This is a genomic window from Alcaligenes sp. CHO6, assembly GCF_037120595.1.
Lineage (GTDB): Bacteria > Pseudomonadota > Gammaproteobacteria > Burkholderiales > Burkholderiaceae_B > Alcaligenes > Alcaligenes ammonioxydans.
Genome location: NZ_JBANCI010000001.1, coordinates 117,160 through 134,334, shown reverse-complemented (window position 1 = coordinate 134,334; position 17,175 = coordinate 117,160). Strand labels below are relative to the sequence as shown.

The window sequence follows — 17,175 nt, the reverse complement described above, 5'->3', positions numbered from 1 at the left end:
AATGCGCAATTCATGCGCTTTTTCCTAAACCCTTATATGATAACGATTTTATTCCTACTGGGGCATTTCGTGCAGAAGAAGGCCAATTCATTCACTCCTGTCATCCGCGCCATACTCGCAGCCAGTCTGGCTGCCGCCGCCCTGAGCGCTTGCGGATCTTCCAAATGGGGCTTCCCATACCGCGCCGACATTCAGCAGGGGAACTGGATCACTGCCGAGCAGGTGGCGCGCCTGCAACCCGGGATGACGCGCGAACAGGTTCGCTACCTGCTGGGCTCTCCCACTTTGCAGGACATTTTCAACGCCGACCGCTGGGACTACCCCTACCTGAACAAGCCCGGCTATGGCAAGAGCGAACAACGCAAGTTCACGGTCTGGTTTGAAGGCGATACGCTGGTTCGCTGGCAGGGCGATGAGCAGCCGGATCGCCAGCCTTTCGAGCGCAGCGACACCGGCAAAAAACAGACGCCGCCTCCCGCAGACAGCGATAGTGCCGCCCCCACCCCCAGCGTGAGCGGCTCCCAGCCCACGCTTTAAGCTTTACGTTAAGGACACAGGATTCATGCGCATTGCCATTGCTGGCGCAGACGGCCGTATGGGCCGTATGCTGATTGAAGCTGTCTTGAACAGCACCGACCTGACCCTGGCCGCTGCCTTGGACCACCGCGGCTCCCAAGCAATCGGTCAGGACGCTGGCGCTTTTCTGGGCAAAGAAACGGGCATCATGGTCACGGACGACCTGAACGTTCTGGCCCAGGCCGACTGCCTGATCGACTTCACCCGTCCCGAAGGCACCCTGGCCCATCTGGACGCCTGCCTGCAACACGGCACCCGTCTGGTCATTGGCACCACCGGTTTTTCCGAAACCGAGAAACAGCAGATTCAGGCGGCTGGCCGCGAAATTGCCATTGTCTTTGCGCCCAACATGAGCGTTGGTGTCAATGCCACCCTGAAATTGATCGAAATGGCCGCTGCTTTGCTCCGCCAGGGCTACGACGCCGAGGTATTTGAAGCCCACCACCGCAACAAGGTCGATGCCCCTTCGGGGACCGCACTGGCAATGGGCGAGGCCATCGCCAAGACTTGGGGAGAATCCCTGAATGACGTAGCTGACTGGGCCCGTCACGGCCACACCGGCGTGCGTCAGGACGGCCGCATTGGTTTTTCCGTGGTGCGCGGTGGCGATATTGTGGGCGACCACACCGTATTTTTTTGCGGTGAAGGCGAACGCATCGAGATCTCGCATCGCTCCAGCAGCCGTGCCGGATACGCCAATGGCAGCCTGCGTGCGGCCCGTTTCCTGGGTGATAAAAGCACCGGTCTGTACAACATGCAGGACGTGCTGGGCCTGTAAGTGCCTCACTTGCAAACGCGCTCATAACAAGCCGGCTTTCGAGCCGGCTTTTTTTTCCCTCAAGCGGCGTCTGCCCGGCAAACAGTGTATTGAAAGACGCTTCTTTTCTCACTGATCTGCGCCCCCTTACGGTCTCTTTCTCCCACCCTAAACACGTTTCCAGGCAGGCGCCCACAAGGGCGTGCGCGTTTCAAACGCACTGCGCTGGTGCACCCCCCCTATTTTCCCTGCTTGACGTAAAGAAAAATATCACTAATATGTCAGTTGGATATTCAAAGAATAAACTTTTCTGCAGGAGACAGACAAGATGATGAGCGAACGCCAACGCAAGTTCCGCGAGGAATACAAATCCAATATCAGCCCCGCCTATAACGGTATTGTTCATGTCCTCGTAACGTATGTCGTGGGGCTGGCAGCGATTTACTACAGCATCAGTCAGTTGCAGTCGGTAGGCTGGGAATGGCTGATCATCATCCCCGTCTTTCTGGCGGGCAATTTTGTGGAATGGGCCATGCACCGCTATGTCATGCATCGGCGCATCAACATTATTGGTTTACGGGAAATTTATGAGCGTCACACCCGCCAGCACCACCAATACTTCACCGATAACGAAGCAACCATTGATTCGAGCAAGGAGTTCCGGATCGTCTTTTTCCCTTGGCGAGTCCTGCTCACCCTGGGTATCGGGGGTGGCATCCTGGGCTGGCTGGCCGCTACCCTTATCAACCCCAATGCGGGCTACTTTGTGTTCATGACCATGGTGGCGCAATACCTGGTGTACGAGGCTTTTCACTATTGCTGTCACGTCCATGAAAACAGCTTTGTGCGCAACATGCCCTTTATCAACACAATTCGCCGCCACCATACCGCTCATCACAACCAGGGCATCATGATGAAGTACAACATGAACCTGACCTTCCCCATCGCCGACTGGGCCATGGGCACCACCGATCTGCGCCGTGGTCTGCTGGGCCACCTGTTCAATGGCTACAGCGAAAAACACGTCAAGGAAGAGCTCAAGCCCATTATTCGCCGCTTCCGCTTTGAAGACACGGGTGACACCACCGATGGCCCCGCCCTGAAACAGGAAGAGGCACACGCGCTGGAGCGCGGTCTGGCTAACTAAGACCCCGACCTTGTTTACAAGCTGGAGATCAGCGTCGTGCGAGCGAGCTCTTCAATGTAATCCATCAACCGGTCCAGGCTTTTTCCGGCCTGGTCCACATCACCGCCCGCGATAGTCATGGCCAGATCGGCATGCAGTCTGCCCATTTCCGTCAAGTCCGGGTTTTGCTGATAGTGGCAAAACCAGAATCGGCGGGAAAGGCCGTGAGTCAGGCGCATGGCCCCTTCCGCGAACTCGTTGCGTGCGGCCTCGATTTCCAGCTCATTTAACCGTCGATCTGCCCGGATGAAACTGACTTCATCATTCTGGGCAGCCGCTTCCAGGAAAGCGTCATGCAAGCCCTTGAACTGCTCGCGTTGGTCCCGTGTCGCCCGCTTTGCCGCACTGCGGCAGATCAAGCGTTCGATTTCCCGCCGTGTCTCGATCAGACGCAACTGCTTGGGCATATCCAGCTCGGGAATCAACAGGCCGCGTTGCGGCAACACCAACATCAAGTGTTCACGTGCCAGGCGCTGAATGGCTTCCCGAATGGGGGTGCGGCCAATCTCGAACATCTGGCTCAAGGTCAGCTCCGACACAATGCTGCCCGGCGGCAACTTCAAGGTAATGATGGCTTCTTCCAAGCGCTCGTAAGCAATGTCCGTGAGCTTGGGCTTGGGTTCTGTCAAGGCCTTGATTTCCCGCGTCTCGTCCTGAGACCGCTCCTTTCCCGCTACCTTCCGCTTGCTTGTGACCATGCTAACCCTGCCTTAAAAACGCAGCGTTCGCTGCTGAAACCTGATACCTGAGGTCTGCTGCCCCCCCGGTGCACGCACTGAGCAGAGCCAGACAACAATCTCATATCTTAGTTGTATTTCTTTACTCCAGGAAGCCACATGAGCATTGCCTGCCCTTCAACTGCCCCGGCCATCCTTGCTGTTCATGGCATTCAAGGCACTCAACGCAGCTGGCTGCCAGTCGTCCAGGCCAGTTCACTTTCACCGCATTGGCAGACTCCGGATTTACGAGGCCGGGGGGACGCCCACTACGGTACCTGCCAGCAGGATTATGAGCTGAGCCAATTTGTCCACGATCTGCGCATCCCTATTGCCGCCTTGCCGGCCACGACACCCTATGTTCTGGCTGGCTGGAGCCTGGGCGTATCGATTGTGCTGCAAACCTGCCTGACGCTACTGGAAGAACAGGCTGTGCTCCCTCAGGCCCTGGTGCTGATATCGGGTACCCCCAGCCTGAATCAAACCCGCTGGTTCAAGTCTGAGCACACCCCCGCCTTGCTGCAGGAAATTGCAGAACGCGAGCAACGCCTGGGCCTGAGCCAGGCGGCCGGCCATCAAGATGTGGCCTGGACCTGGCTGGCCAACCGACATCACGACCAGTACGCACAGTTGCCTCGCATTTCCATCCCCTCATTGATTATTCATGGCGATCAAGACCAGGACTGCCCCATTGAACATGCCCGCCTGTTAGCGCAGGCACTGCCGCAAGCCAGCTTGCACAGTTTGCCTGGTGCGGGCCACAGCCTTTTAAGCTCGCATCCCGACCGGATCGCTTCTTTGATCGACTCTTTTTGCACTGCAAGGACTACCACATGAACACGCACGTTTTCTTTTGCCCGCCCCCCCGTACCTTGATGGGGCGCGGCTGCCGCCATGAGCTTCCTGCCTTGATCGCCCATTTGGGCTGGCGCCGCGGCTTAGTGATTACTGACCGTTTTTTCACCACCCAGACCCGCTGGGTTCAGGACCATATTGACGCCTGTAAGGAACAGGGCATTGAGATTGTGGTGTTTGATGGTGGCCAGCCCGATCCTTCCACCACTTTGTGCGATCAGGCCACGCAGCACGTGCGGGCTCATCTGGCCGAGCAGCCCATCGACTATGTATTGGCTATGGGAGGCGGCAGCAATATCGATCTGGCCAAAGCGCTGTGCCTGACCGTGCCAACTGGCCAAACCATACGAGCGTACAGCGGTACCTGGCCTGCCCACACCCGCCCCCTGCCTCTGATCGCCTTGCCCACCACCTCCGGCACAGGCTCGGAAGCCACACCAGGGGCGATTCTGGTCGATCCCGACAACGCCACCAAGATCGCCGTGATGGGCAACGCCCTACGCCCCGCCATTGCCGTCATCGACCCTGAACTGAGCGATAGCTGCCCGCCCCGCGTCACCGCCGATGCCGGTATTGACGCCCTAACCCATGCAATTGAATCATTTGTCACACAAGACGCCAGCCTGTTTGACCGCGGCGGCAGCCCTGACCCGGGCTATAGCGGCCGCTCCGGCCTGACGATGATGTTTGCACGCGAAGCGATACGGCTGTGCGGACACTACATGCTGCGAGCCTATCGCGACGGCACCGACACCGAAGCCAGGGACGGCATGGCCAGCGCCAGCTACTATGCAGCCCTGTCCTATGGCACGGCGGGCTTAAATGCCGTGCATGGCATCGCCTACGCTCTGGCCGGCTTGACGCATCAGTCTCATGGCACCACCAATGCCGTCTTGCTGCCCTATGTTCTGGACGAACTGCGTGAGACCCGTGCCCCAGAGTTGCGGGAAGTCGCCCAGCTTCTGGGCATGCCAACCGACCCGACAGAAGACGCCGTGCTGGCGCTGCCCGCCTATGTGCGTTCATTAATCGAACAATTGGGCATCCCCACCGATCTACGCCAATGCGGCGTGCAGGAACACCAACTGGAAGGCCTGCTGCACGATGCGCTGCAAGTCACCCGTCTTGCCAAAGCCTTCCCGGTGGCTGATCGTACCAGCGCCTATCAGCGCATTATCCGACACGCTTTTGAGGGCTCATTGGCCACTCATTTCATCCTTAATTAATTAGCCAGCTAAGTACATACCAGTATTTAACCCTGGGCCAGATACCACTAGTATCCATGTAATATATCAGCAAAAGAACAAAGACCTGTCCTGGCCTGACGACAGGTCACCTAGTCATAAAACCCGCCACAAGAGCGGACCTACAGGAGACACCTATGACAGCCGTATCCCCCAATGTGGCCAATCGTCTGGAGCGATTGCCCATGACTCGCTATCAACGCATGCTGTTCGGTATTATTGCGACCGCCTGGTTCTTTGACTCCATGGACCTGGGCATCATGACTTTTGTATTGGGTTCCATCAAGGCAGAAATGGGACTGAGCACGGCGCAGGCAGGTCTGCTGGCCAGCTCCAGCTTTTTAGGCATGTTTTTAGGTGCGGCCATTGCAGGCATGCTGGCAGACAAGTACGGCCGCAAGCCCGTCTTTCAATGGAGCATGATTTTTTGGGGAGTGGGGAGTCTGGCCTGTGGGCTGGCCCAAAACGTCGAGCAACTGATGGCCTTTCGGGTACTGCTCGGGTTTGGCATGGGGATGGAATTCCCTATCGGCCTGGCGATGGTCTCGGAAATTGTGCCCGCCAAAAGCCGTGGTCGCTATATTGCAATTCTGGAAGGTTTCTGGCCGCTGGGCTTTATCAGTGCCGGGATTCTGACCTATCTCAGCCTGGACTATATAGGCTGGCGTGGAATCTTCATTGCCTTGTCCATCCCTGCCCTGTTTGTATTCGTAATTCGCCGCTGGGTACCGGAGTCACCCCGCTGGCTGGAAGAAGCAGGACATAACGAACGCGCCGAGCAGGTGACCAGCGCTTTTGAGCATAAAGTCATTCAGGCCAATGGTGGTCAGGCACTGCCCTTGCCCCTGCCTCCCAGCCCTTGTGAAAAACTCAAGCGCGGCGCCTTGTTTGCCCAACTCTGGCAAGGCCAATATGCACGCCGCACCTTGATGCTGTGGATGCTGTGGTTTTTCTCCCTGCTCGGTTACTACGGCTTGACCACCTGGCTGGGTGCGCTGTTGCAACAGGCAGGATACGCGGTCACCAAGTCCGTGACCTATACCATCTATATTTCCCTGGCAGGCATTCCGGGCTTCATTTTCTCGGCCTGGTTGCTCGAAAAATGGGGGCGCAAGGCCACCATGGTACTCATGTTATTCGGTAGCGCAGGCTGCGCCTTTATTTATGGGCACGTCGCCACCAGTCAGGCGCCGGTCGCACAATTGATCGGTGCCGGGCTATGCATGCAGTTCTTCATGTTTGGCATGTGGTCGGTCTTGTATGCCTATACACCTGAGCTCTATCCCACGCGGACACGCAGTACCGGAGCCGGGTTTGCATCGTCTATTGGTCGCCTCGGTTCCCTGCTCGGCCCTCTGCTGGTTGGCATTATCTTGCCGTGGACCGGGCATACCGGCGTATTTACGCTGGGCGCCATCTCTTTTTCGATTGCCGCCTTAGTGGTCGTCGCCCTCGGGGTGGAAACCAAAGGTCGTTCTCTGGAAGAAGTATCAGCCTGACGAACAAGAGCCGGACGGGCTGCCAGGCCTTTTGAACAAGCAGCAACGTCACCAGCAAAAACCCCGTGTCAGTGCAACGCGCCGACACGGGGTTTCCCTTTATCGGTCTGCCTCATCCCTGAGTTGACCGGGCTTGCCCGACGCAACGTAGCTACGAGCCACGATTCGCCAAACCCTAGAGAGCCGCCAGGCCTAAGCCACCACAACGGGTTCTTGCTCCAGCTCGACGCCGAAGCGCTCCCGCACCGAGGCTCGGATCGCTGTTGCCAGCCGCCCAATATCCGCAGCGGTTCCACCACCATGATTGACCAGCACCAAAGCCTGCCTGTCGTGCACCCCCACAGCGCCATCCGTCCGCCCTTTCCAGCCGCACTGCTCAATCAACCAGCCCGCTGCCAGCTTGCACCGCCCCTGTCCCACGTCGTAAGACACCAGATCAGGCCATTGCTGTTTTAGCGCATCGCGCTGCGCGGTCTGCACCACCGGATTCTTGAAAAAGCTACCTGCATTAGCCAGAACCTTGGGGTCTGGCAGCTTTTGACGACGAATATCGCAGACGGCCTGAAAAATCGTTTCCGGGTCCGGCTTACCTGCCAGGTGGGCTTGTTTGTTCAGGTCGGGATACTCCAGCACGGGCATCCAGGGACGAGGCAGCATGAAACGTACCGCCACAATCAACCAACTACCGGCAGGATCGCGTTTGAAACGGCTGTCTCTATAAGCGAAACCACATTCTGGTGCTGACAGTTCCAGCAATCGGCCCTCTTTAAAACTCCAGGCCAGCACACTGTGAACTCGTTGCTCCAACTCCAGACCATAAGCACCGATATTCTGAACCGGAGCGGCGCCCACTGTGCCGGGGATCAGCGCCAGATTTTCCAAACCGGGCCAACCCTGTTGCAAACAGTACTGCACAAAGTCATGCCAGCATTCGCCTGCCTGCGCTTCCACTATAAAGCCATCGTCATGCTGGGCCAGCAAGCGAATTCCTTTGCTTTGCACTTTGATCACCAAGGCATCGAGTTGCTCGGCCAGCACGACATTGCTGCCCCCGCCGAGGACGAAAACACGTTCGCCCTGCTCCACCGCAGCCTGCAACCCCGGTAGCTGGCCAAGCTGTTCGTACACCACCAGATCACGTGCACAGCTATCCAGACCCAAGGTGTTAAAAGCGCTCAAATCAACATTATGCTGCCTGTCCACGACCCAGTCCCACGATCCAAGAAAGCAATAAGCATAGCTCGGACAGACAATTTTCCGGAAAAAATTACAGAATCTCTTGACAGGGATACGTCTTGCAGACTACAGTTACGTTCTTGCTTGACGCAGCGTCCGTTTGGCAGCAAAAAGCAGTTTGCAGGCAGTAAAGTTTGTTCAGCAGTTTTGATGAAAGCGTGTGCAAATTATCAAAAAAACTTGACAAACAAAAACAGCCACTTTAAACTAGCTTTCTTTACTTAATCAGCACCAGCTAATAAGTAAAACGCTGAAAACAGATTCAATCTGCACAGCAAAATGCGGGAGTAGCTCAGTTGGTAGAGCGCAACCTTGCCAAGGTTGAGGTCGCGAGTTCGAGACTCGTCTCCCGCTCCAGATTCCTAAGGGAAGCCTAGGCTTCCCTTTTTAATCGACCACGGCGCAATGGCAGAGTGGTTATGCAGCGGATTGCAAATCCGTCTAGGTCGGTTCGATTCCGGCTTGCGCCTCCAGTAATGCTGGTCACAAGTCGGTAATGCAGTAAAAATGCGGGAGTAGCTCAGTTGGTAGAGCGCAACCTTGCCAAGGTTGAGGTCGCGAGTTCGAGACTCGTCTCCCGCTCCAAATTCAAAAAGCCCAAACTTCGGTTTGGGCTTTTTTTCGTCCTGCCATTTCCCTCTCCTCCCAAGAACATCCGTACCAAACCCGGCTCGTCCCTGTCTGAGGCGCATCACCGCTAGCGTCTCAATAAGGCAACGTGCCCCGCCCCGAGGTATAAATACCGCTAAGCTGTCATGACGTGGAACAAACGGAAATCATCATCGTCCGCCAGCGTCACTTTATCGAGATGGGCCCCATTACTGATGGTTTTTACAGCCGACCCTATGGAGCACTGGACAACCATGAGCGCCCCCTCCTACCCGGTATCTGTCGAAGAAGATCGTCGCCTACGCGCCCTGGCGGAGTACAAACTACTCGATGCCCCTCCCACCGAGGAGTTTGACCGACTCGCCAACCTGGCGGCCAGGCTATTCAAGGTTCCCATCGTTCTGATCACACTGATCGATAAAGATCGACAGTTTTTCAAGGCGCGCGTGGGTACGGACCTGAACGAGATCAGTCGCGCTGATTCCTTGTGCGCACATGCCATCCTGTCCAATGACATTCTACTGATCCCCGATGCCCTGCAAGATCCACGCTTTGCTTCGAACCCTTTAGTTACGGGCCCGCCCTTCGTTCGCTTTTATGCCGGAAAGCCGCTGCTGGCCCCAACAGGAGAACGATTAGGCACCGTGTGCCTGATTGATACCAAGCCACGACAAGCCTTTAGCGATGACGAGCGAGCCAATCTGTCCGATCTGGCCAGCCTGATCATGGAACGTATGCAAGCCCGTCGTCTGGAACAGACTCCATCAGTCAGCAAAGCCCGATTTGAAAATATCGCGACCGCCTCTCCCGATGCCATCATCGGCTCGGATGAGCATGGCCGCATTACCTTATGGAATCATTCTGCCGAAAAGATCTTTGGCTATGTAGCGGAAGAAATTCTGGGGCAACCCGGCTCGATCATTGTGCCTGACAACTGGCGCAAGGTTTACGAGCACGAACTTGTCCGACTCCAGCAGGGCGAACAGATGAAACTGCCTGACCGCAGGATCGAACTGTCCGCTTTGCGCAAGGATGGCACCGAATTCCCGGCAGAGTTCTCCCTATCGACCTGGACTGAGGCCGGCTCACGCCATATCGGCGCCATTGTTCGAGACACCACGGCGCGGCGGCACCATGAAGAAAGACTGTTCCAGCTGGCTTCGCTCGATGCCCTGACAGGGCTTGCCAACCGGGGAATGTGGCAGGCACGCCTTGCCCAGACACTTGCCGAAGAAGCGCCCGCCACCATCTTGCTGATCGATCTGGATGACTTCAAGGAGATTAACGACACCTTCGGACATTCCGCCGGCGATGCCGTGCTCAAACATATTGCACAGCAAATGAAGTCCGCCTTTCCTGACGCGATCATGCTTGCTCGACTGGGCGGCGACGAGTTTGTGGCCTTGCTACCCGGCAATCAGGAGCAGGCCGCCCGCATCGCGGCTCAAACGCTGCTCAATACCTTGGCGACACCCTGCAACTTTGCTGGCCAGGTTATTGAAACCAGTGCCAGCATGGGAGTGGCGCTGACGCTGATGCACGGCACCAGCGCCGAGGAGGTTCTGAACGCTGCCGATCTGGCGCTGTACAAAGCCAAATCCTCCGGGAAACGACACTACGTGATGTTCTCTTCACTCTTGCGTGAAGTGGCGGTCGCACGCAGATCGTTCGAGCGGGAGCTACGCCTGGCTTTTGAACACGGGGAGTTTGAGCTTTTCTACCAACCCCAGGTCTCTACCCGCAGCGGATTGCTGACCGGCGCGGAGGCGCTGCTCCGATGGAATCATCCAACACGAGGCTCGTTATCCCCGGTCTCTTTTATTGATGTGCTCAACGAAAAGCAGTCTGCCCCTGCCATAGGGGCGTGGATAATACGCACGGCATGCCGTCAGGCCGCGCACTGGCACGCGACCATCCCCACTTTTCGGATTGGCGTGAACCTGTTCGAGGCACAGCTACGAACCAATCGTCTGCGCTCCACGATCAGCACCATCCTGGCTGAAACAGGCCTGCCAGCGCACTGTCTGGAACTGGAGATTGTGGAAACATCCTTGTTCCGCAACGACATGGTGACCAAGAACCTGCTCCACAGTTTACGTGACCTCGGCATTGGCCTGGCCTTCGACGACTACGGGACGGGCTATGCATCATTGAGCCTGCTCAAAACCTACCCAGTCAGCCGACTGAAAATTGACCGCTCTTTTATCCGCAATGTCCACGAAGATACCGGAAACGCCGCCCTGGTCAAGGCGATTATCTACTTGGCTAAAAACTTTGGTCTGGATGTCATTGCAGAAGGCGTGGAAACCGAGGAGCAACTTCAGTTCCTGAGAAGTAATGAATGCCCCGAAGTACAAGGTTATTTGTATGGCAAGCCGGTTTGTGCCGACACATTCACAACACAATTCATCCAGCACAAAGGCCCACTAAAACCTTGCCCACTCGATAGAAAACCCATTATCGGTCCCTAGCATCGGCACAAGCGGGCTTCACAGAAGGGCGAGCCCGCCCTTGGCCCAGTCTCAATATTGCGCCTTCAGGGACAGCATTACGTTCTGAGGCGCGCCATACCAGCCCTGATTATAAAAACCGATCTGCGAGTAGTACTTCTTGTCAAACAGGTTGTTCACGTTCAAGGTGGCAGACATACGCTTGTTAAAGTCATAGCGGGCCATCACGTTGACGATGGCATAGCTGCCCTGCTCTACCTTGACCACGTTGCGCCCCGGCGCGGTCGCATCCTGGTACATGCGGTTTTGCCAATCGATGCCACCGCCCACTGTCAGTCCTTGCCAATCTCCCTGCATGCGGTACGTGGTAAAGAGCTTGAACAAGGTACGCGGCTTGTTTGTGTTAATAGGCTTGCCCTGTGCATCCTTGGCGGTAAACGTAGTCAGGCTGCTGGCCACGTTCCAACCGGGCATCACTTCACCGCCCAGTTCCAGTTCAATCCCCTCCACCTTGGCACCCGAGACCGGGCGATAAGCAGGGGTGTTGGGCGGCGCGCCCATCACCTGCTTGCCAGTAGCCTGAGCCAGGTTGTCCTGTCGCGTCTGAAAGACAGACACCGCAGCATTTAACCGTCCGTCCAGCCAGGCCGCTTTCAGCCCGAGTTCGTAATTTGTACCCGTGATCGGCGCAAGAATCTCACCTTGCTCATCGCGTGCATTTTGCGGTTTGAAAATCGCTGTATAGCTGGCGTAGGCCGTATAGCTGTCATCAAAGTCATAAGTCAGGCCAGCATAAGGAATCAATTCATTCCGATGACGATACTGACGTTTAGCACCAAAGTAGGTCTGGTCCGTTTCCCAATTGCTCAACCGCCCGCCCACCATCAAGCGCAGACTATCCCGCAGGCTCAGACGGGCCACGGCATAAGCTCCCGATTGTCGGTTATCCGTATCATCCGCCTGGGAAGGATTGGCGGACCAGACCGGCTCGGACACAAGCCCGGGCTGATAAAAGCTGCCCGCATCCGGCAACGGCGCCATGGCACGATACTGGGGAAAGGAGACTCGATCCCGAGATGTCGTCCACCCCACCGAAAACTCGTGCTCTTTGCCAAACAGCTCCACAGGCCCCGACAAAGCAGCATTGAAAGCCTGGCGACGCACTTCCCCCTTATAAAACGAATAGGAGTTGGACATCCCGAGACCCGTGTCCCGGTCCGGATAGCCCCCGCGGAAAATCTGTTTCATGGACGCATCCGTATGCGACTGGTTATAGCTCAGGCGCAGTTTCAAGTGATTGGCAAACTGGTGGCTGACATCCACAAAGCCAGTGAGTGTGTCGTTCTCGATACGTGACCAATCACTGTTGTTAGAAACCGAGCGCTTGAAGTCCGTACGCGAGCCGTCGCTATAAAACAGCGGGAAACCGCTGCCAAAGCCATTATTGGCGCTGGACTGATAGGCCACCCCGCCGCTCAGCTCCATCCCCGGGATCAGATCAGCCGTCATCACGCCATACAGCGTACGCGTCTGCGTATCCTGCCAATCCGTGTAGCTATTACCCTTGCCATAAGCGCCCACGAGACGCCCGCGCACACGACCATCCTGGCTAATCGGTGCAGAAACGTCTGCGTAGCCTCGTGCGAAATCCCAACTACCGGTCTGCACCCCGGCCGAGAACGCCAAGTCCCGTAAAGGCCGTTTGCGCACATAGTTGACCGCTGCAGAAGGGTTACCCGCGCCTGTCATCAAACCGGTGGCACCGCGCACCACCTCCACCCGGTCAAATACCACCAAATCCAGATTACTCTCTCCGAACGCCCACGGAGACAGAACAGGCTGGGTCCAGCCGTCGAATTGGTAGTTATCTATGGCAAAGCCACGGGACGAGAACGAATAGCGGTTGGTGTCGCTGCGCGTCACCGAAGCACCCGGCGCGCTTTGCAGCGCATCTGCCGTCGTTTGCATACCCCTGTCATCCATCATCTGACGGCTGACCACGCTGACCGACTGTGGCGTTTCCCGAATGGACAGTGACAAACCAGTGGCCGTGCTCATGGCCTTGGCGGTGTAGGACCCGCTGGTTTCTGTCACACCCGGGTCCCGACTGCCTTGAATGGTAATTACGGATAACTCCACCGGCGAGGGTTCAGGCGCACTGCCTTGCGCCCAGACGGGGCTGGCGGCCGTCGCCAACCACAGGGCTGACCGGGAAAGGGACGTCAGTAGACGGACACGCAAGCAGGCAGAGCTGGAAAAAACAGCAGACATGAAGGTCAATCTCGGCATAGGTTTTAGATGCGAATAATTATCATCTACATATTTGGTAGTGATGTATTCATAAACGCAAAAACGCTATGCCAAACACCCTTCCTGGCTGTACTGGCGCCCAGCTCGCCACCGCCGCCGGATCGCATCGGCCAGCACATCTATCAAGCTTGGCTCAACTCGCTAGGCGATATGCCGTAGCGCTCGCGAAATGCCGTCGCAAAGTTGGTGGCATGGCGGTATCCGACAGAGTGCGCCGCCTGCTGCACGCTCCCCCCTTGCATCAGATATTCACGCGCCAGTTCCAACCTGCGTTCACGCAGCCAGCTAAAAACCGAGCATCCATAGACAGCCTGAAACTTCAAGCGCAAGGTGCTGGGGCTCATGCAGGCCAGCCGCGCCAGCTCAGCCAGAGTGTGATCCTCGCCGGGGGCCTGATAGAGACATTCTTTAACGCGTTCGAGCAATTGCCGATCACGGATCGAGACAGGGGAATTTTTTTCTGTGCTTCGAGCCAGTCCATCCAGCGCGTGGGCCAACACTTGCAGGCTGATCCCCTCCAGCAACAGGTGATGCAATGCTCCTTGCAAGGGGCTGTCGATCAATTGATCGATAGCGGTCAGCAAGTGAGGGGGTACGGCCCAGGGTTGCAACCATATTTGCGTTGAAGCCATGACGCCAGCCAGGGCTTCGCCCAGCGGCGAATCAGCCAGACTGTCTGGGGTGCTCATGGTGATATTAAGGCCCCGCAGGCGCTGCCCGGCAGGGTGAATTCCTGTCACGGTCAAGGCATCAGCATGGGCAATTGTGGCTCCCCGTTGGGCCGTCATGCTAAGCGAACTCTGCTTGGCAAGCTGCGCGTGTGCCCGCCCCCGCACAATGACAATTGCTGAAAACTGCGGGGCGGCCAGTGAGGTCGCTGCGTATTGATGATGAGTGATGATGTCCGACAGCACCATCTTCATGCCTGGCCGAAGCTCATAGTCCTGCACCTTGCCCTGAGCAATGCACAGCTGCTCCATGTCCTGCTTCGGGCCGGTGTACTCCGGCAAGCAATAGCGGAAACCCATCGGACTACCGAGCCGGTTAAAGTCCGATACCGTAAATCTGATCATAGCAATCGAGAGGGGGAAATGCTCAAGCCAGACCCGCAGCTCCTTCTCTTTACCAGAGCAGGCCACGACGGCAAGGGGAAACAGCATAATTGAGAATAACACACATTCTCAATTATATAGTGGCTTCATGTCTCCCTCGTGCCCGTCAACCGCGTTGGGCTTATCAAAAGGGACGGGAAAACAAAATGGGTTTACTCTTTCTGAATTCCTGAGTTGTAATAATAATCATTAGCAATTAATTTTTCCGTTTCACACCTTGATAATGACTTTCCTGCCCCGCTTTCTGCTCAATGCCGTCACGCTCTGCTTGACCCTCACCCTTGCCGCTCATACTCACGCCCAGCAAAGCACCCGCCCCTGGGACGAGCCAGTAGGTCCTACCATCGTGGACCAGCAACAAAGCCTGTACCGCTTTGAGACGCTGTTCATGAACTCGCAGGACGGCCAGCGGCGCTACAAAATCCAGATCGGTACGCCAAACCGCCCTGCTCCTGCACGCGGTCATCCCGTGATTTACATGCTGGATGGCAATGCCGCCATGGCCAGTATCGAGGTGGACGACTTGAAAGCCATCAGTGCCCTATCTGCCCCGGTTCTGGTTGCCATTGGCTATGACACCGATGCCCGCTACGATGTGCTTGCCCGTTCTTTTGACTACACGCCTCCCGTCACAGACAACGGCCCGAACAAAACGGTGGAAGTCCGGGGCCGTTTGGGTGGCGGCGCAGATGTTTTTCTGGACTATATCGAAACGCAGATCAAGCCGATGGTCGAAAACCGCGAACTGATTGACCGCTCGCGCCAGACGCTATGGGGCCACTCGTACGGCGGCTTGTTCACCTTGTACACCCTGTTCAACCGTCCCGATCGATACCATCGCTACGTCGCGGGGGATCCCTCCTTATGGTGGCACGATGGCATTCTGGTCAAGACTGCCCTGGCCTTTGATACGTCGCTGGCGAAGGACAAGCACATCGCCATCCTGGTTGGCGGGCAGCGCAGAAATACCTCCATGAGCAATGCCGCAGCACACTGGTCTACCCAGGATCTGGCCACGTATCTGCGGGATGCGGGGCTGAATGTCAGTTACGAAAACTTTAGCGAACTGAATCATGGGCAAATGCTGGCCGCCTCCTTGAAACCAGCGCTGAGAATGGCCGCACAATAATAATGCCCACCCAAAGCCTCCTCCTGAGCCGGTCAGCCCCTATTCCCAACGGCACTGGACGACGCCGCCTTGAGTAGAAAACAGCCCTAGTCCTCGTCGCGCAGCTGACGCAGCAGCACAGCGGGCTGACACCGAGGCCAAAGAAAAAAAGAAAGGCAAAGCAGACGACGTGAGCAACACCCTACCTTAGTCTGCAGACTCGCAAGAACAGCAAGTACCCGCTTGGCTACCCCTTCCTGCCCTACTCGTTGAGGCTTGCTTTTCCTAGAACAAAAAAAACCTGAGCCGGCACAGCACCAGACTCAGGCAAAACGGTTTCCGCTGTAAGCGGTCTATCAGAACGCGGCGCTGTAAATAGCGAAAGCGTCGTCTTCGGTCACGTCGCGGGGGTTGTTGCCCAGCAGACGGGTTTGTTTCATGGCTTCCTGGGCCATACGACGCAAGTCGCTTTCCTTGATACCCACGTCGCGCAGTTGGCGCTCGATGCCGGTATCAATGGCGATCTGTTCCATGAAGTTGATGAAGGCTTCGGTCTTGGAGGCCTCATCACCCTGGATGCCGGGAATCAGCACTTCAGCCAGCTCGGCATACAACGGGGCTGCAGCCGGAGCGTTAAAGCGCAGAACGTGCGGCAGAACCAGCGAGTTCGACAAGCCATGTGGCACGTGGAAAATACCGCCGATCGGGTAAGCCAATGCGTGTACGGCACCCACGGGGGCGTTCGCAAAAGCCTGACCAGCCAGCGTGGCGCCCAGCAGAATGTCCTGACGTGCAGCGGCATCCTGGCCGTTGCGACAAACGTGTACCAGCTTGCCGCCAATCAGACGCAGGGCTTGTTTGGCCAGGTTGTCCGAGAGCGGGTTTTTCAGGATACGGCTGGTGTAGGCCTCGATGGCGTGGACCATGGCGTCGATACCGGTCGCCGCCGTAATACGGGGAGGCAGACCTAATGTCAGTTCCGAGTCCAGAATGGCCAGGTCGGCGTACAGCTCGGGAGCGACCACACCGGATTTGGTGGTCTCGCCGGTGGTCACGATGGAAATAGGCGTCACTTCCGACCCTGTTCCCGCTGTGGTCGGAATCTGCACCAAGGGCAGGCGTGAGCCGCGCACCTTATCAATGCCATACATCTCTTGCAGGGGCTGGTCCGACGCCAGCAACACAGCCAGCAGCTTGGCCACGTCCATCGACGAGCCGCCCCCCAAACCAACCACGATTTCCGTCTTGGCCTGACGGGCGCGCTCGGTCGCCTGCAGGATAATATGCTCGGGCGGATCGGCAATCACATCATCAATCACTTGCACGGTCCAGCCGTTGGCTTTCAGATCAGCCAGTGCAGGGTCCAGCAGACCGCTTTCGTGCAGGAATCGGTCAGTCACCAGACAAACACGCTCTTGCGAGTAGCGCTTGCGCAGGATCTGGCCGAGCCGGGCAGCGGCTCCGCTTTCAACGTAAATAGCGGGGGTGGTTCTGAACTCGAATGCCGACATGGGCTT

General features: G+C 56.9%; 13 protein-coding genes and 3 tRNA genes. 11 read left to right on the top strand and 5 right to left on the bottom strand.

The genetic code is table 11. The annotated features are described in order from the left end of the window. Positions 1–69: 69 nt before the first annotated feature. From V6936_RS00615 to V6936_RS00605, 3 genes are all read left to right on the top strand, one after another. On the top strand, positions 70–537 hold the full coding sequence (locus V6936_RS00615) for an outer membrane protein assembly factor BamE (protein ID WP_230406187.1): 468 nt from the start codon (positions 70–72) through the stop codon (positions 535–537). A gap of 25 nt (positions 538–562) precedes the next feature. After that, positions 563–1,354: a 4-hydroxy-tetrahydrodipicolinate reductase gene (dapB, locus tag V6936_RS00610; RefSeq protein ID WP_003803308.1), complete on the top strand. Its 792-nt coding sequence runs from the start codon at positions 563–565 to the stop codon at positions 1,352–1,354. A 307-nt stretch (positions 1,355–1,661) separates the two neighbouring features. Beyond that, positions 1,662–2,480 carry a sterol desaturase family protein gene (locus tag V6936_RS00605; protein WP_003803307.1) on the top strand — a complete coding sequence of 273 codons (819 nt, stop codon included), beginning with the start codon at positions 1,662–1,664 and terminating at the stop codon, positions 2,478–2,480. Between the two features lie 14 nt (positions 2,481–2,494). Here the strand turns inward: V6936_RS00605 and V6936_RS00600 are convergent, their stop codons facing one another. Continuing rightward, entirely contained in the window at positions 2,495–3,217 is a 723-nt protein-coding gene (locus V6936_RS00600) for a GntR family transcriptional regulator (RefSeq protein ID WP_003803305.1), read from the bottom strand. Between the two features lie 138 nt (positions 3,218–3,355). Here V6936_RS00600 and V6936_RS00595 point away from each other — a divergent pair, with 138 nt between their 5' ends. From V6936_RS00595 to V6936_RS00585, 3 genes are all read left to right on the top strand, one after another. Continuing rightward, complete coding sequence (locus V6936_RS00595; RefSeq protein ID WP_059318037.1) at positions 3,356–4,072, top strand: alpha/beta fold hydrolase; 717 nt, start codon at positions 3,356–3,358, stop codon at positions 4,070–4,072. Then, positions 4,069–5,316: an iron-containing alcohol dehydrogenase gene (locus V6936_RS00590; RefSeq protein ID WP_059318038.1), complete on the top strand. Its 1,248-nt coding sequence runs from the start codon at positions 4,069–4,071 to the stop codon at positions 5,314–5,316. The genes V6936_RS00595 and V6936_RS00590 overlap by 4 nt, the downstream gene beginning before the upstream one ends. Before the next feature lie 155 nt (positions 5,317–5,471). Next, positions 5,472–6,833, top strand: coding sequence for an MFS transporter (locus V6936_RS00585; protein WP_003803299.1), 1,362 nt, complete (start codon positions 5,472–5,474; stop codon positions 6,831–6,833). 192 nt (positions 6,834–7,025) lie between these two features. Here V6936_RS00585 and murB read toward each other — a convergent pair whose 3' ends face one another. Next, positions 7,026–8,036, bottom strand: a complete 1,011-nt coding sequence (murB, locus tag V6936_RS00580; RefSeq protein WP_336579246.1) for a UDP-N-acetylmuramate dehydrogenase — start codon at positions 8,034–8,036, stop codon at positions 7,026–7,028. Between the two features lie 314 nt (positions 8,037–8,350). On the opposite strand from murB, the gene V6936_RS00575 reads away from it, so the two are divergent. The 4 genes from V6936_RS00575 (at position 8,351) to V6936_RS00560 (ending at position 11,149) form a co-directional block, all read left to right on the top strand. Then, a tRNA-Gly gene (locus V6936_RS00575) sits at positions 8,351–8,426 on the top strand. Positions 8,427–8,468: 42 nt separating this feature from the next. Further along, positions 8,469–8,542: transfer RNA gene (locus V6936_RS00570), tRNA-Cys, on the top strand. Between the two features lie 36 nt (positions 8,543–8,578). Next, a tRNA-Gly gene (locus tag V6936_RS00565) sits at positions 8,579–8,654 on the top strand. 278 nt (positions 8,655–8,932) lie between these two features. Continuing rightward, positions 8,933–11,149: a putative bifunctional diguanylate cyclase/phosphodiesterase gene (locus V6936_RS00560; protein ID WP_336579245.1), complete on the top strand. Its 2,217-nt coding sequence runs from the start codon at positions 8,933–8,935 to the stop codon at positions 11,147–11,149. Positions 11,150–11,200: 51 nt separating this feature from the next. Here V6936_RS00560 and fauA read toward each other — a convergent pair whose 3' ends face one another. Continuing rightward, positions 11,201–13,399, bottom strand: coding sequence for a TonB-dependent alcaligin siderophore receptor FauA (gene fauA, locus V6936_RS00555; protein ID WP_336579244.1), 2,199 nt, complete (start codon positions 13,397–13,399; stop codon positions 11,201–11,203). A gap of 161 nt (positions 13,400–13,560) precedes the next feature. Next, the gene (locus V6936_RS00550; protein ID WP_336579243.1) at positions 13,561–14,511 is read right to left on the bottom strand and encodes a helix-turn-helix transcriptional regulator; all 951 of its coding nucleotides are present in this window, start codon (positions 14,509–14,511) and stop codon (positions 13,561–13,563) included. 262 nt (positions 14,512–14,773) lie between these two features. On the opposite strand from V6936_RS00550, the gene V6936_RS00545 reads away from it, so the two are divergent. After that, positions 14,774–15,679, top strand: a complete 906-nt coding sequence (locus V6936_RS00545) for an alpha/beta hydrolase (RefSeq protein ID WP_336579242.1) — start codon at positions 14,774–14,776, stop codon at positions 15,677–15,679. A gap of 335 nt (positions 15,680–16,014) precedes the next feature. Here V6936_RS00545 and V6936_RS00540 read toward each other — a convergent pair whose 3' ends face one another. Further along, complete coding sequence (locus V6936_RS00540; protein ID WP_336579241.1) at positions 16,015–17,169, bottom strand: iron-containing alcohol dehydrogenase; 1,155 nt, start codon at positions 17,167–17,169, stop codon at positions 16,015–16,017. Positions 17,170–17,175: the final 6 nt, after the last annotated feature.

Coding starts and splice junctions, on each gene's coding strand:
- V6936_RS00540 (WP_336579241.1), bottom strand. CDS start 17,169: ATGTCGGCATTCGAGTTCAGAACCACCCCCGCTATTTACGTTGAAAGC.
- V6936_RS00590 (WP_059318038.1), top strand. CDS start 4,069: ATGAACACGCACGTTTTCTTTTGCCCGCCCCCCCGTACCTTGATGGGG.
- V6936_RS00550 (WP_336579243.1), bottom strand. CDS start 14,511: ATGATCAGATTTACGGTATCGGACTTTAACCGGCTCGGTAGTCCGATG.
- fauA (WP_336579244.1), bottom strand. CDS start 13,399: ATGTCTGCTGTTTTTTCCAGCTCTGCCTGCTTGCGTGTCCGTCTACTG.
- V6936_RS00595 (WP_059318037.1), top strand. CDS start 3,356: ATGAGCATTGCCTGCCCTTCAACTGCCCCGGCCATCCTTGCTGTTCAT.
- V6936_RS00545 (WP_336579242.1), top strand. CDS start 14,774: ATGACTTTCCTGCCCCGCTTTCTGCTCAATGCCGTCACGCTCTGCTTG.
- dapB (WP_003803308.1), top strand. CDS start 563: ATGCGCATTGCCATTGCTGGCGCAGACGGCCGTATGGGCCGTATGCTG.
- V6936_RS00585 (WP_003803299.1), top strand. CDS start 5,472: ATGACAGCCGTATCCCCCAATGTGGCCAATCGTCTGGAGCGATTGCCC.
- V6936_RS00560 (WP_336579245.1), top strand. CDS start 8,933: ATGAGCGCCCCCTCCTACCCGGTATCTGTCGAAGAAGATCGTCGCCTA.
- V6936_RS00600 (WP_003803305.1), bottom strand. CDS start 3,217: ATGGTCACAAGCAAGCGGAAGGTAGCGGGAAAGGAGCGGTCTCAGGAC.
- V6936_RS00605 (WP_003803307.1), top strand. CDS start 1,662: ATGATGAGCGAACGCCAACGCAAGTTCCGCGAGGAATACAAATCCAAT.